This is a genomic window from Mesorhizobium sp. M5C.F.Ca.IN.020.29.1.1, assembly GCF_003997375.1.
GTDB classification, from domain to species: domain Bacteria; phylum Pseudomonadota; class Alphaproteobacteria; order Rhizobiales; family Rhizobiaceae; genus Mesorhizobium; species Mesorhizobium wenxiniae.
The window spans coordinates 1-14,285 of record NZ_RZSW01000018.1; the positions used below are offsets into that span (position 1 = coordinate 1).

Annotated in this window: 10 protein-coding genes and 2 pseudogenes; 4 read left to right on the top strand and 8 right to left on the bottom strand. The window is 59.6% G+C overall.

What is annotated here, in order from left to right; all coding sequences use genetic code 11:
• Nucleotides 1-220: 220 nt before the first annotated feature.
• Entirely contained in the window at nt 221-805 is a 585-nt protein-coding gene (locus EOA85_RS02990; protein ID WP_127208312.1) for a DUF2285 domain-containing protein, read from the bottom strand.
• Between the two features lie 1,557 nt (nt 806-2,362).
• Here EOA85_RS02990 and EOA85_RS02995 point away from each other — a divergent pair.
• Nucleotides 2,363-4,440 (top strand): annotated as a pseudogene (locus EOA85_RS02995) (prolyl oligopeptidase family serine peptidase).
• Nucleotides 4,441-4,615: 175 nt separating this feature from the next.
• Nucleotides 4,616-5,359, top strand: coding sequence for an OmpW family protein (locus tag EOA85_RS03000; protein WP_127208314.1), 744 nt, complete (start codon nt 4,616-4,618; stop codon nt 5,357-5,359).
• 286 nt (nt 5,360-5,645) lie between these two features.
• Here the strand turns inward: EOA85_RS03000 and EOA85_RS40050 are convergent, their stop codons facing one another.
• Complete coding sequence (locus EOA85_RS40050; protein ID WP_348627874.1) at nt 5,646-5,936, bottom strand: ArdC family protein; 291 nt, start codon at nt 5,934-5,936, stop codon at nt 5,646-5,648.
• Between the two features lie 345 nt (nt 5,937-6,281).
• The gene (locus tag EOA85_RS03010; RefSeq protein ID WP_127208315.1) at nt 6,282-6,512 is read right to left on the bottom strand and encodes a helix-turn-helix transcriptional regulator; all 231 of its coding nucleotides are present in this window, start codon (nt 6,510-6,512) and stop codon (nt 6,282-6,284) included.
• 116 nt (nt 6,513-6,628) lie between these two features.
• Between EOA85_RS03010 and EOA85_RS03015 the strand changes: the two genes are divergently transcribed.
• Together EOA85_RS03015 and proB are read left to right on the top strand one after the other, a co-directional pair.
• The gene (locus EOA85_RS03015; protein WP_127208316.1) at nt 6,629-6,913 is read left to right on the top strand and encodes a DUF2285 domain-containing protein; all 285 of its coding nucleotides are present in this window, start codon (nt 6,629-6,631) and stop codon (nt 6,911-6,913) included.
• Nucleotides 6,914-7,504: 591 nt separating this feature from the next.
• Nucleotides 7,505-8,368: a glutamate 5-kinase gene (gene proB / locus EOA85_RS03020; RefSeq protein ID WP_127208317.1), complete on the top strand. Its 864-nt coding sequence runs from the start codon at nt 7,505-7,507 to the stop codon at nt 8,366-8,368.
• A 173-nt stretch (nt 8,369-8,541) separates the two neighbouring features.
• Here proB and EOA85_RS03025 read toward each other — a convergent pair whose 3' ends face one another.
• The 5 genes and pseudogenes from EOA85_RS03025 to EOA85_RS38590 form a co-directional block, all read right to left on the bottom strand.
• On the bottom strand, nt 8,542-9,276 hold the full coding sequence (locus EOA85_RS03025) for a LuxR family transcriptional regulator (RefSeq protein WP_127208318.1): 735 nt from the start codon (nt 9,274-9,276) through the stop codon (nt 8,542-8,544).
• A gap of 480 nt (nt 9,277-9,756) precedes the next feature.
• The gene (locus EOA85_RS03030) at nt 9,757-10,812 is read right to left on the bottom strand and encodes a GlxA family transcriptional regulator (RefSeq protein WP_127208319.1); all 1,056 of its coding nucleotides are present in this window, start codon (nt 10,810-10,812) and stop codon (nt 9,757-9,759) included.
• Complete coding sequence (locus EOA85_RS03035; protein WP_127208320.1) at nt 10,812-11,921, bottom strand: mandelate racemase/muconate lactonizing enzyme family protein; 1,110 nt, start codon at nt 11,919-11,921, stop codon at nt 10,812-10,814. The genes EOA85_RS03030 and EOA85_RS03035 overlap by 1 nt, the downstream gene beginning before the upstream one ends.
• A gap of 5 nt (nt 11,922-11,926) precedes the next feature.
• Nucleotides 11,927-13,480 (bottom strand): trimethylamine methyltransferase family protein, encoded by a 1,554-nt coding sequence (locus EOA85_RS03040; RefSeq protein ID WP_127208321.1) that lies wholly within the window; start codon nt 13,478-13,480, stop codon nt 11,927-11,929.
• Between the two features lie 165 nt (nt 13,481-13,645).
• Nucleotides 13,646-13,875, bottom strand: a pseudogene (locus tag EOA85_RS38590) (transposase); the annotation flags it as partial.
• Between the last annotated feature and the right edge of the window lie 410 nt (nt 13,876-14,285).

The window sequence follows — 14,285 nt, forward strand, 5'->3', positions numbered from 1 at the left end:
AAGCCAAAAGCGTTCAAGAACACCCGAGAGTCAGCTTCCTCTGTGTTGCGTACTCGACATTGTCGGCTATCGGACAATGCCTAACGTGCCTGTTGGCATCGACCGACGCTTGAACCAGAGCGCACCGGCAAGGTCGTTCGCTGCCATATCGACCGAGCCGACCGATGTGACTGGTCTCCGAACTGTTCGCCCGCTGACGCGCAGTGCGGACTGTCATTTTTCAAGTGAGGAAATCTCTGTACCCTCCGTTCATGAGCGCACGGCCACGAGAGACGGCGCGGCGAATGCGGTCGCGCAGATGATCGCGAGGATCCCTCCAGTCGGCATGGACGCGCCGTTGGCCGATCAGCGCTTCGGCAAGCTCCCGATGTGACGCCCCGGCAAGTGAGCCGTCGAGCGCACGAAGAACGAAGGTTAGACGGGAACATCGCTTTTCCGGCGGAAACAAGCGGGCAGGCAGATGTTGCGCCAGAGTTAGAGCATTGAGGCACTCGAGCGCCCTCAGGCGGTGCTTCGAAAGCGTCGCGGGCCAGATCGCCTCGGTACGGAGGCAAACAGGGTGCAAGATATCCGCGCCAGAGACGGCGAGCTGGAGCGTATGCTCCGCATTGCGAAGAAGAACATGCTGGTCCTTGTCGGGCGCCAGCAAGACCGTCGCACGACATGGCAATGCCGAGAGTTCGAACGGCGATGTCACCGAGGATGCGGACAGCTGTTCTGCAATGACCGGCAGCACATGGACGCACCAGAGCGGACTCCAGAATACAAGGGAATTGCGCCCATGAGACTCGGCGAAACAGGACACCCCAGCGCGACAGGTCGCCGGCCGACACGATCACGTCGAGAAACGGTTGGTGAGACCAGGTCTTGGCCTGCTGGCTTGCAGTGGTCACGTCACGCTGGAATGCAGGGTTGCGGCGCAAGAACTCCCAGGCCCACTCGCGCGGCGTCAGACCAGCGGTGTAATCGTATGATCTTTCATCGCGCCAATCAGCCTCATCCGCGCCAATCACCAGAACTTTAGGCATGACTGTGTCCCCTGCCCGCCCCCACGGACGTCGAAACATCATGCCATTTGTCCAAGCACCGGCGCCAAAGGCACCAGAGATGGGTGGCGCCGTTTCGTCGAGGCGTGTGCCATCGGCACTGTCGAGGGCAGAAGAGGCGCGCAAATAGCGACCAGGCCGTCGAACCGGCACAGCGAAAGCCAGCGCGGCCTCTGCACGCCAACGCGATCGATTTCACAGCGGTGATCGGCTCCGGCGTCCGATTCCGGACGTTCCTTGAAAGCGTGGTGGCGCCGCGGTGGATTGCACGTTGGTTTTCGGCAAGTTCTGGTAGCGCGGGTGTAAAAAGGTCAGTCATCGCAGGTCTCCTGGGGGATTTTCCGCCATTGGAGGCCAAGTTTCACGCGATGGCAGCCTGTGCAGTTGTACAGGTTAGGCCGACCATTCAGTGGGCCGCAAAATGAACCGGCGACGCGCGCAATCGCTTCTTTGGATGGTGCTCACGCCGGGCTACTTGCGAGCGGTATGGAGACCGAGCGCGGCCAGGCTCCGCCTGCCCTGGATGCAGCCAATTTCCCAGGCAGACTTGCCCCCGCAATGCCCTTGTCGGGCATATCACTGCGGGGCGTCAGCGAAACACCATCGACTGATGGCAGCGTCGCCGAGATACCTGCACCGAGCCAAAGTGCCCGGTCTCCTGAACCATCATCATACCTTGCATATTGAATGAGGGGTCGCCAGCAGCTGACGTTCCTTAGCGACTACTCCAATTTGTTCGTTGGAACGCAGCTTACTCGGCTATCCATAGGCTTCGAAAATGCAAGCAAGAGGACGGTGCAGGCCAATATTGCTGGCGGGGCCTGGACAACCATCAGGACGGCCAAGCGGCGCCCTCTCTTTCCTGGATCTCCGATTTTTTGCGCTCGTGGTGTCTAGGCGCGCAGCCCGGCTAGTTCCCTCAAGGGCGTCCTTCGCCTGAGGCCGTGTGCGTGAAGCGTCCCGGAGCGAAGATGTGGGGGGGCCAACCAAGTTCATTCTGAGCTTCACTGCCTGAGTTCGGCACGGTGTCACCGACTCGCGGAGCTTGATGCGGTGAATACGAGGTGCGTTCGTTGTCGGATTCTCGACGATGTCGGACATGTGACACAACGCTGTCAGGGCGATCGCATTGTTCCGAAACGATTTTCCAGTTGGCACGACAGATGCAGTCCTATGCGCAAAAGCACTGCGACGCCGCACCGACTGAGAAGAACCCACCGGATGATTGCACTTTTCGAACATGCGGTGACCGCAAACACTGAGCTTTCCCGAGCAGATGGAAGCCATTGCGCTTTCATTCCTTTGGTTGTCCGGACATGAGCGAATTCGATTTCCGTCCAACGCTGGATGCACCCGACGATGACCCCCATCTTTGGCTTGAGGATGTAGAAGGCGAACGGGCACTTGCGTGGACCGCCAGCCAGTCGGCAAAGACCTTGAAGCACTTCGCGGGAACGCAGTTCGAGCGCGACCGGGCGGCGCTGACAGCGATTTTCGACCGTCCCGACAGGATTCCCCTGGTCACGCGCTGCAGTCAATACCTCTATAATTTCTGGCAAGATGCCGGAAATCCGCTCGGACTGTGGCGCCGGACCACCTTTGCCGCCTACACGAAGGCGGATCCCCAGTGGGAGCTACTGCTCGATCTGGACGCCCTCGCGGCTAGAGACGGAGAAGACTGGGTCTGGGGCGGCGCATCGATTGAGCCGGAGACGCGCGAAAGAGCCGTCTTGCGCCTGTCGCGCGGCGGCAGCGACGCGGTCGTGCGTCGCGAATTCGACCTGAGCTCTCTGAGCTTTGTCGCCGACGGTTTCAATCTCCCGGAGGCCAAGGGCGGGATAAGTTGGCTCGACCCTGACACGCTTCTGCTCTTCAGTGCGCTTGGTGAGGGCATGGCCGGCTTCGCGCGGACCGTGCGGTCGTGGAAACGTGGCGCGGGTCTCCTCACCGCGCCGGTAATCTTCGAGGCGGGTTCCGACTCCCTTGGCGTGTCTGGTCATCTGGACCGCACCGCCGAGAGCGAGCGCCTTTGGTTCATCGAGGGGCCGGGCTTGTTCACGGCGATAGGACGAATCGGCGACCGCCGTGGGCCGAAGCTTGAGATCAACCTTCCTCGGGACGCCAGATGGGATGTCTTCGGTGATTGGCTGGCGGTAAAGCCGCGCAAGCCCTGGACAGTGGGAGGGACGACCCATGCCGCCGACGCGCTGATCGGCATCTCGCTTTCCTCTTTCATCGCTGGCGAACGCCGTTTTAGCACCCTGTTTGAACCGGACGAGAGGCGCTGTCTGCAGTCATTCTTCTGGAATGCCGGGAAGCTCATTGTCGCCTACCTCGCGAACCTCGCCCCGCGTTTCGAGGTGTTCACCCCGGGTCGGCAGAAATGGACGCGCCGAACCCTCGACACCGTGACCGCCGAGCGGACTGTTCACCTCTGGTCACTCGACGAGGAGGATCACGAGACCAATGGAGAGGTCCTCGTTTCGGCTCAGGACCCGATCACACCGTCGCAACTGCTCCTATTCGATCTCAATGCGGCGCCGCCTCTCGGTGCTCCAGTGATCCTGAAGCGCAACCCGGAGAATTTCGACGCAACCGGTCTGGTGGTCACACGCCACGAGGCAGCCTCGATCGATGGTGAATTGATCCCCTATACGCAGGTCGGTCCGGCGAACGGAAACGGAAATGCCCCGGTTCACCTTTCCGGCTACGGCGGGTTCGGCGTATCGCTCCTGCCCTCCTACAACTCCTCGCTCGGCAAGCTGTGGCTCGAGCGCGGGGGCACGTGCGTGGTGGCGAACATCCGTGGGGGCGGCGAGTTCGGCAGCCGCTGGCACGATGCCGGACGGAGGGAGGGCAAGCGTCTCGCCCATGACGATTTCGCCGCCGTAGCAGCCGACCTCGTGCGAAGGGGCATCACACTGCCGAGGCGGATTGCCGCCGAGGGCGGCTCGAATGGCGGCCTGCTGATCGCCAACATGCTTACCCGCTATCCCGAGCACTTCGGCGCGCTGTTCTGCACAGTTCCGCTTATCGACATGCGGCGCTACACCAAGCTCTTCGGCGTGAGCGGGATTGACGAATATGGCGATCCCGACAAGCCGGAGGATTGGACGTTCTTGAGGGAAATCTCCGCCTATCACGCCGCGACGCCGGGACAGCCCTATCCGCCGATCCTGCTCGCCACCACGAAGCGGGACGACCGCGTCCACCCCGGTCATGCGCGCAAGATGGCCGCAAAGCTGCAGGCCCTTGGCTATCCCGCTTACTTCTACGAGCCCAGCGCGGGCGGGCACAGCTACGGCAAGGACAATCGCGAGCGGGCCCATTCATTGCTTTGGGCAACAATTTCCTTCGCAGTGCCATCGGTTGGCAAGACGATGGCGTTCGATAGGTGGCCAAACAAGGCAACATTTCAAAAAGGTAGCACAGGTCCGTGGTGCGCGAATGCGCAAATAACGACGGCACAGTCTCGTGCAAAGTGAGCATGAGATTCCTTCAACACAATTGATCAAAGGAGATTCTTAGTAGTGCAGTGCGCCATTTCTGAAGAAAAAGGAGAGAATATCATGGCCAGAACGCGAGTGGGCGTGGTCCAGGGAATAACAGCGGCCGTGATCCTCATGGTGATGGGTCAGCAGGCCGCCGCGGCGGACCTTGTGCAGGCCGCGAGCATCCCGGAAGTAGGAGTTTTGGCCTCGGACGAAGGAGACTTGGGAGACTTGGGAGACTTGGGAGACTTGGCCTCGGAATGGCCAAGCCCTTGGCAGATCCGCCTCCGAGGGCTGGGGATCATCACCCAGGATTCGGGCTATGTCAACGGAGTGCCCGGCTCCGATCTTTCCTATTCGGGCAGCGTAGTCCCGGAACTTGATATCACCTACTTCTTCACGGACAACATTGCCACCGAACTCGTACTGGCCACCACGCGTGCCAACGTCTACGGCGAAGGAGCGGTCGGCGGGCTGGGCAACATCGGCACGGTTTGGATGCTGCCGCCCACCCTTACGCTGCAGTATCATTTTACCGATTTCGGAGCCTTCAAGCCCTATGTTGGCGCCGGCGTGAACTATACGATGTTCTTTAACCAGGATGCCGGCAGCGCCGATGCTCTCAAGCTCAAGAACACGTCTGGTGCTGCGCTGCAGGTCGGATTCGACTATATGGTGGACGAGCACTGGGGCATCAACTTCGACGTGAAGAAGCTTTTCCTGAAGCCAGACTTCGACGTCACTGTGAAAGGCGCGAAGCAGACGGGGAGCGCCGCGCTCGATCCATGGTTGATAGGCGCAGGTCTCACCTACCGTTTCTGACAACGGAAGGCGAAGGCGGCTTACTCAAAGCCCGAGTCAAATGAAGGGCGCCTCGTGCGCCCTTTTTTAAGGTCGCCCCTTGCACGGGCGATGTTTAAAGATGCCGTTGTCGAAGAACGGCCGCCCTCGTCCAGTGGACTAAGAAGCATACACTTGTCAACGCGGCCTCGACTAACGCCCGAATGGAAGTGCTTCGACGCGCCTTGCATCAGGAAGTCTTGGATTGCTGATGGAATGCTGCGGCCAGGCTGTTTGCCGGCTTCGGTCTGCCGGACGTCATCTAAGCTTATTCGCCCCGCCAAGGCCCGCACGGAGCTCCTCGACGCCAACGAGATGCCTTGTTCAGCCATGCTGCGACAGCTGCAGGCTCTTTTACTGCAGTATTGGTGGCTGACGCCCCTGAAGCATTCCTCGGCAGGCCAAGGCCTATCTTTGCCCTGCAACATGGCTTGACCCACGGTATGGTGCCGGATTCCAGGTCGGCAATGATGCGGTGCGGGAACTCCTGATAGAGCCTGTCGCCCGAGCGCCCGCCCTCGCCAATCTCTCCGCTAGCCGTTCGCTGTCTTGCATGCATCGCGATGCCCTCCCCTCGCCAATCGCGACTTTCCCTGGAAGCGGGACGGAAGCGGGGGTGGGCGGCGAATTGCGACCGGAAGGGCGGCCGTCCAGGCAAACCGCATCCGAAGGACCGAAACGAAGAGAAGGACCCGAAGCGAGAGCGAAGGGTTGCGGTGCGCCGCGGCGGGCCTACAACGGGGCGCGCCACCGTAGCACTGCTGGGAAAGGTCCAACAGAGAAGAATTGCGAGGGCCTGACGACCCGCGCTAGGGCTAAGCCAAATGGGCGAGACGCCGCACGTACCGCAAAGCGCGTTCGATCCACGAGCAGCCGGTGCGCGCCGCGAGGAGCGCCGGCGCTATTACCGCAGGCTCAACAGAATCTCGCACGGATCAGCGTCAAGCACCGCAGTTAGGTCGAGAAACTCAATGACATCGAGACGCCGCTCTCCACCCTCATACTTGGCCACGAAGGATTGCGGCCGGCCGAGTTTCTCAGCCACCTGCGCCTGGGTCAGGCCTTTGGCCTTGCGCAGCGATATCAGCTGGGCCAGAAACCGCTGGTGGCGGGGAGATCGAAGAGATTTGGGCATGTAGGCGAACCGGTCAGGTACAGACCGGCTCAGCGACTAATCCCGGTTCCGGATTATCCCATTTTGGGATATGCTGTCTTGAATCCAGCGATCAACATGCGAGGTTCGCGGCAGACATGAATCGACCAACGGGAACAGATGGGACTGAAAGCTCAACACTGCGCGATGAGGTCCCCTGGTCGGAGAGCCTCACGAGCTATGACCGGCAGCATTTCAAGATCTATCTGAGGATCCTCGACGCCTGCGCCGACAATGCCAGCATAGAGGAGATGGCAGATCTCATTCTCGGCATCGACCCGGCTCTTGAACCGGTGCGCGCCAGCAACGCTGTTCGCAGCCATATCGACCGGGCGAACTGGATAGTGACGACCGGCTACAAGGAACTGTTCGCCGCTGAATGATGGAGCTTTTGCGCTCCGTCACTCCTCGGGAGAACGTATGAGATCGAGCACGGCTAAGCTAGTCTGCAATTGATGCATGTTGCCGAGCGCGCGTTCCGGCCTGGCTGCTCTGTTCTTCAGGCATACCATGCCGCAAAGCTGATTGAGCGGGCGACGAGACTGCGCATCCAGTTTGTTCGCTCGTTGGCAACCCAAACCTCAGTAGAAGTTTGCTGGAGTGAAGCCGCGCCAGCGAATTCGACGATTTTGCTCTTTGCATTTGCGGCCGCCTCACCTGCATGGGGTTGGAGACAGCACCCGCCCCACCGCCATGGTTGCCGGTAGCATCGAGAACGGCCTCGTCCGTCCTGCTTTAGTTGCGGCCAATTCCAGGGCGCAGCGAGTCATGTTCGCCCGTCGGTGATGAACCATGAACTGCCGCTACAACAAGTTTACACAATCTTTATGACCGCCAATCGACCAAGGGTGGTAGTTTCCTCACCAGATTCAGGGCGTCGCCGCAACTCTGGGCTAGATCCGTCAAAGACGCTAGTCCTCGTGAGGCCACACAGCTCACTCGCTGGTGTATCCCCAGGAAGAAAGTGGAAAATCATGTCTTCACTGTCGCTGCAGCGACACCCAGTGGCAGCAACCACACGATCGGTCCAATTGGTTTCGGCTCAGCGGCTGGTAGTCAAGATTGGCTCAGCACTGCTTGTCGATGAAGTGACCGGCGATATACGAAGTGCTTGGCTTGAAACGCTGATTGCGGATATCGTGCGCCTTTCCTCACGTGGGCAGCAGGTGATCATCGTCACATCCGGTGCAGTCGCGCTTGGATCTGGTCAATTCGACGGTTTGGGCAGACCGTTGCGGATCGAAGAGAAGCAAACGGCGGCCGCGATCGGTCAGGTTCGACTTATGCTTGCCTACGAACAGAGTTTAAAGCGCCATGGTTTTGCGTTGGGACAGATGTTATTGACTGGCGAAGACATGGGGAACCAGCATCGCCGCCATAATGCATGGTCGACCCTTCAGCAACTCCTCAAAATTGGCGCCGTACCCGTCATCAACGAGAACGACACGACCGCGACGGCCGAGATCTGCTTTGGCGACAATGACCGGCTGGCGGCACAGGTCGCACAGATGGTAAACGCCGACCTTCTCGTTCTGCTTTCCAACGTAGATGGCCTGTTCACCGAAGACCCACATCACAATCCGTTGGCTCGTCTGCTGACAGAGGTGCGATGCATCACCCCCGAGATAGAGGCCATGGCGGGTCATTCCCACGCCCGCCATAGTTCGGGTGGGATGGTGACAAAGTTAATGGCAGCAAGGATAGCCATGGACGCGGGATGCGGCATGCTCATTGCGAGAGGAACCGAACGTTACCCGCTCGCCGCTATCGAAAACGGTGCGCCATCAACGTGGTTTGTTCCGCTCGGCAAAGACAGGGCCACACGCGAGGAACATTGATGAAGTCCTCGCACCTGAATAACTCCAAGGACCATCAATTCGCGGGCAGGCGTGCAATGCCACCGGATGCAAAAAGTTGCGGCATGAGAGCCGGCAGGGATGACGCCTGCGCTCTGCGCGAGTGCACCGACCGAAACAGCCTCTGCCCAAGCATAGGGCACCACGTCGGTGTTCTAGAGAAACGAAGTTAGTGAGGAGGCCAGCAGCGCTACCGCCTGGTCTTTTGTGCGCACGCCGAGCTTGTTCCTGGCATTATCCAGATGAAAAGTGACAGTGCGCGACTTGATGCCCAGGATGCAGGCTGTGTCCGAGGCGGACTTGCCGCGAGCCGCCCACTGCAGGCACTCATATTCACGTGGTGTCAGCAAAATGCCGTCCACCATTCGACTGGCCGAGAGTTTGCGGCGAACATGAATGTGAAAGCACGTTGCCATGAAATGGAGCGCCTGCTCATACCGCTCGGCAGCGCGCAGCAAACCGGACGGCTCACGCGCGGCAAAGGTCATCGCTGCAGCACGCCCCCTGCTGTCAACAATGGGGATCGTCAACCCACAGCAGATGCCGAACTCTGCCGCTTCAACGAACAGCTTTTGCTGAACCTCCGATATTTCAAAGCCTCGAAGATCCGATTCCCATCGGAAGGGGCTATCGGCAACTCGCGCACGCAAGATGACGGGATCGACTCTCTGATACTGGTTTCGCAGATAATGCGCTGTCCAGGGAGGCGGATAATTCGAGATCAGCCTAGGCTCGCCGGAAGGTTGTAGTGGCAAGGATAAATAGGCAAACTTCAGTAGATCAAGTCCCAATGCCGCGCTGGTCAGGGCTTCACGGAAATCTGTTTCGTCGACACTCTCCGACAGCCTTTCCAGGAATGTCCCGACGACAATCGGCATGTCCTTTGTCATTGTCCTTCTACCTGTTAATTCGCACCACGCCTGGCTGGAGACCCACAAAGCCCGCGCATGACCGAGGCCCGGATCGCAGCACTTGCCGACTGACCGTCCCTGCAGAATGGCGCGAGGGCTGGGCGATCTTCGTGCCGGTGACCGCCAACCGCACCTGCCTAGGCTCTTCGAACGGCCATCTCCGAGATGCTGGGAGTACCTTTCCAACGCAGCGTTTCAATGAGGGAATCCTTACGCAATGAAAATGACAACATCGTCGCCCCTGCATCATTTCAATGGTGACAGTCACATCATGGTCGGTGGCATCGAAACGCGTGATCAGTCCAGTGGTATCGCCAACGCCGGTCGGCATGCGAGAGGATAGTGATATGAGCTAATCCGCCGCTTCCGCTGTGATCCGGAACGTGTCTGTTGGTGGGCAGATCGGCTCCAGACATTCGCATCGATTGAGGTGCTGCTGTTCTCCTCGGCTACTGTCTATCATCTCAGGCCGGGCCCAACCCAGGCCGGCACTATCGCTCGACACTGCTGCGGCGACATTCCATTGAAGACTCTGAAGCACTTTGCGAAGTGCGAAGCAGACATGAACCCGCAGGCCATGGCAATGTCGATGATGGGCATCCTCGTGCCTTCGATCAGGCGCTTCGCATGGTCTACGCGAATCCGGAGATAATGGCGAACCGGCGGAAGTCCGATATAGGAAGCGAACAAGCGTTCCAGCTGGCGCCGCGATACTCCGGCCCGTTGCGCGACCTCGTCCATTGCCAGTGGGAACTCTACGTTTTCTTCCATTATCCGCATGGCCATCAGCAGTTTGTCACTCACACCGGCAAAAGCCAGACCCGACGGTCCGGTCTGGCGGTTTGATCCTGAGCGCTGACCTTCGACAACTGCATGGCGGCAGACCTCCTGTGCAATATAACCTCCGGCATGGCTGCCGATCAGATCGACGGCCAGGTCGAAGGCTGCCAGTTCTCCTGCACAGGTTGAATACTGGCCGTCTTTGACAAACAGGGAATCGCTTATGCGGGGCCGGTTGAACACCTCGGCGAAAGCAGCGAGCCGCGACCAGTGTATCGTGCAGCGTGTGCCTGCCAGAAGGCCCGTCCGCGCAAGCAGCCATGTCGCTGTCCCGACCGCCGATATCGGAACCCCGCGGCGAGCCATCGTTCTCAGACAACCGTTGAGCTCAGCCGTCAGTTGCCGTTCTACCGGCTCGCCCGCCATTATAGCGAGCTGGTTCGGTCTACGATCGTCCGAGGACAAAACCAGTTCATCAATAGGGACATCAACAGCAACCGAAAGGCCATTGGCACCTTCGACTGGCCGAGCGTCAAGCCCGGCGATTCGCCACCGGAACAGCGGCAGTCTTGACACCATATTGGCGATGCTGAAGGGTTCGATATAGGCGTGAAGCGCCAGATGCGAGAACCCTGGTAACACCAGAACGACCAAGTCAAACGGTCGATCGGCCCCCGCCGAACTTTTCGGCGTGACCAACGACGTCATTGCGCTGATGTTGGCGGGTGCGTTCACTAGTATCCGTACGTGGCTACCGGCTCACCAAATACGCCGGGTTCCGGTTTGATGCCGAGGCCTGGCAGCTGCGGTACGGCGATGTGACCATTTTCGATGAGGATAGGATTTTTCGCGTCGAAATGTCCTTCGATATATTCTTGCGCGATCCAGGCGCCCTCAAACCGGCGCGGCTCCACAGTGGAAGCTAAATGCACGCAGGCCGCCGCGATGATGTCGCCGCCCCAGGCGTCGTCGCAGCTGTGCGGGAGTGAGCGGATGGCGCAAAGGTCTCGCACAGTCGTCATCTTCGTGAGGCCGCCCAGGCGCGTGACCTTGAAGCCGAAGCCATCCGCGATGCCTGCCGAGATCGCCCGAAGCACAATATTCTGATCCTCCGTATTCTCGTCCAGATAGATCGGGTGCGTCAGGCGGCCCTTGAGTGTCGCGACCTCGTCCATGGTGTTGCAGGGCTGCTCGAAAACGAACGGGATTGCCTGGCAAAGCCGGTCGAGAAGAATCGCGGCAGCGACAGTGAGGCCCCTGTTGCCATCCACTGCGATACGCGCTTTGTAGCCGACCGCCTCCCAAACCTTGTGAACCGTGGCCACATCCTCTTCGAGATTTCGTCCCGAGATTTTGACCTGCAGGCGTGGATAACCTGACTTGACCTTGTCGGCTGCAATCCTGGCCGTTTCGTCCGGTGGGCCCACAATCAATGAATAGTAAGCCGGAACGCGGTCGGCCAGCGCACCACCCAGCAGTGTCGAGACCGGCACTCCCAACCGCTGGCCGAGAAGGTCGAGAAACGCCATGTCGAATGCGGCCTTCGCATACCCGTGCCCGTTCAAGCGCTCGTCCATGCGTTTGGCGAGAAGCCTGATCGAGGCAATCTCGGCGCCCAGAAGACCTGGTGCGATTTCGGCGATCGCTGCGCGGGCACCCAACGCATGATGCGGCTGATAGACCGGTCCGACGGGACAGGTTTCCCCCCAGCCAGTCAGCCCCTCATCGGTCACAACCTCGACAAGGGTGCTGTCAAGCGCGTCGACGTCGTCACTGGCCATTCGATAGGTGCCACCTTTCACAGGCAGCTGGATCTTGTAGGTGTTGATCCGGTCAATGCGCATGATGCTCAGTATTCCTCGTTGAGTGCGTCGACGGCGGGAATTTCCCGCGAGCGACGATCGATGTAAGCGCGCAATTCCTCATCCTTCGCGACGTCGAGCTTAGGTTCCTCATATTCAGCCAGAAGGCGGCGCGCATGATCGAGGGCACGTTGCTTGATGTCCTTGGAGCCGTCAGCGTACCACTGCTCGATCGAGTTATTGTCAAAAAGTTTCGGAATAAAGAAGGCCTTCTCGAAGTTGGCCTGTGTATGCGGATGTCCAAAGTAATGGCCACCTGGCCCGACATCGCGAACCGCAGCCAAGGCTTCATCAAAGTCGTCCCACTGGATACCTTGCGTCATGCGATACCCCATGGCGCAGACTTCGGCGTCGACGACGAACTTTGCGATCGAGCAGTGCATACCGGCTTCATTCCAGCCAGCCGAATGCCAAATGTAGTTTGCGCCTGACATCAGCACGGCCATCATCGTCATCGCACTCTCATAGCCTGCCTGCGCATCAAAGACCTTGGCGCCGCCGAGCAGGTTCGAGGTACGCCAGGGGACGTTGTAGCGGCGAGCCATCTGGCCGATCATGAAGTTCATGAGCGATATCTCTGGCGTCCCCGCCATTGGCGCTCCCGATTGCATCGATACGGTCGACAGGTAATGCCCATAGATCGCAGGGCAGCCTTCACGTACCACCTGCGTGTAGGCGAGAGCCGAAAGCGCCTCCGCGTTGAGCTGTGCCACTGCCGCCGCGGTGGAGGCCGGCGTATTCGCACCGCCGAGAACGAAGGGCGAGCACAAGACGGGCTGATTTCGCCGGCAGAAAGCACGCATACCGCCCAGCATGACCTGATCCCACACGAGCGGCGAATTTCCATTGCAGTTTCCGGTGGTCACTGCATGCTTCTCGAGGAAGCCTTCGCCGAAAAGGATCTCGCACATGTCAAGCACGTCCTCGGCATTCTTGGGCGAGGTGGTCATACCCATGAATATCTTGTCGGAGTGCTTCATTGACGAATAGGTGATGTGCAAGTGCCGATGCGCCACAACAATGTCCATCGGCTCGACGATGTGATGCGCAGACGAATGCAGCGCCGGCATCATGTGCGCCAGCTTGTGGAACGTCCCAAGATCCGCGATCGTTGGGCCACGCCTGACGTCATCGAGGTCGCGCATGTAAGGCGCGCCGGTCATCGGCACGAAGATGGATTTGGCGCCTCCGAGCTCGACATTCTTCGCTGGATCCCGCGCGCAGTATTCGACATTGGGGGGAATGGTTTTGATAAGCTCCATGACTAGGCCGCGGTCGAGATGAACGCGATCGTCCGCGCGCACGTCCGCTCCGACTCTCTTCCAGTCCTCAATCGCGATCGAATCGCGAAACACCACGCCTACTTCTTCTAATATCGCGAGCGAAGCCTCGTGAATGCGTTCAACTTGCTCGGCATCCATCGGCTCTATCACCGGCAGGCCCCGCTTCAGCGTCGGTAACATGTCAACCTTTGGCGCCGTGCGGATCGTCCGGCGCGCTTCCCGCCCTCCTCTACGAGAGAGTTGTAGTTGAGCAGTCATGCCGGCCTCCAAGAACAAACGGTGCGGCCTGTGTGAGCCGGTCGGAACTATTGCCGGAGTTCGAAGCTTCGGCCTACTGCAAAAGTCTCACTCGTGCGTTGAGTAAACCGCCGCCGCACACCTTGTTGGGGGCGATCGCAGTTCAGTTGTACTTGCACGCGTCTTTTCGATGAGCTTGGCGACGACGGCGCGGCGCTCGGCACCGCCCTCGAATCCGGCGAAGAGCGCGTTTGCGCTGGAGTGGATGGAGCTCGATGACGTTGCTGTCGATCTCGATGCCGCCGTCGAGGAAGCGGATCAGACCCTGCCAGCGTAAGAGCGTGTAGTCGGATGGCCGCGGCGAGCTTCGTCTTCTGGCTGATCAGTCCGAGCTTCTCGCGCAGTTAGGGTGTGAGGATTCCGGTGAAGCTGCGAGATGAGCGATGGGACGCTCGGCTTCCAGTGCCTAGAAATGCAGGCGACGTCACTCCGCTCCCATGCGGAGGCAAGCTTGCGAGCTTCTGGTCGCCAGGTGAAGATCTGCCGCGGTCTCAGCCCGGCGCGCGGGCGACCGCGGAGATCCGCGTTCAGTTCCAGGGTTTCTGCGACGAACCCGCGCCTTGTCATCCATTGACCAATGCCTCCGGTCAACGGCGCCGTCGATCATCACGAAACGCCGCGGCTGCTGCTCAATCAAGCATACGGTCAAGTCCAGACAAAGCCGATCCCGATTCTGACACAATCGGGAGGCTCCCAGATTACTAGCGTTCCGAAAGATGGCCCCGACACAGCGTTTACATCGTGACCTTAGAACCACGAAACCGCT

Coding starts and splice junctions, on each gene's coding strand:
- EOA85_RS03000 (WP_127208314.1), top strand. CDS start 4,616: ATGGCCAGAACGCGAGTGGGCGTGGTCCAGGGAATAACAGCGGCCGTG.
- EOA85_RS40050 (WP_348627874.1), bottom strand. CDS start 5,936: ATGCATGCAAGACAGCGAACGGCTAGCGGAGAGATTGGCGAGGGCGGG.
- EOA85_RS03010 (WP_127208315.1), bottom strand. CDS start 6,512: ATGCCCAAATCTCTTCGATCTCCCCGCCACCAGCGGTTTCTGGCCCAG.
- EOA85_RS03015 (WP_127208316.1), top strand. CDS start 6,629: ATGAATCGACCAACGGGAACAGATGGGACTGAAAGCTCAACACTGCGC.
- proB (WP_127208317.1), top strand. CDS start 7,505: ATGTCTTCACTGTCGCTGCAGCGACACCCAGTGGCAGCAACCACACGA.
- EOA85_RS03025 (WP_127208318.1), bottom strand. CDS start 9,276: ATGACAAAGGACATGCCGATTGTCGTCGGGACATTCCTGGAAAGGCTG.
- EOA85_RS03035 (WP_127208320.1), bottom strand. CDS start 11,921: ATGCGCATTGACCGGATCAACACCTACAAGATCCAGCTGCCTGTGAAA.
- EOA85_RS03040 (WP_127208321.1), bottom strand. CDS start 13,480: ATGACTGCTCAACTACAACTCTCTCGTAGAGGAGGGCGGGAAGCGCGC.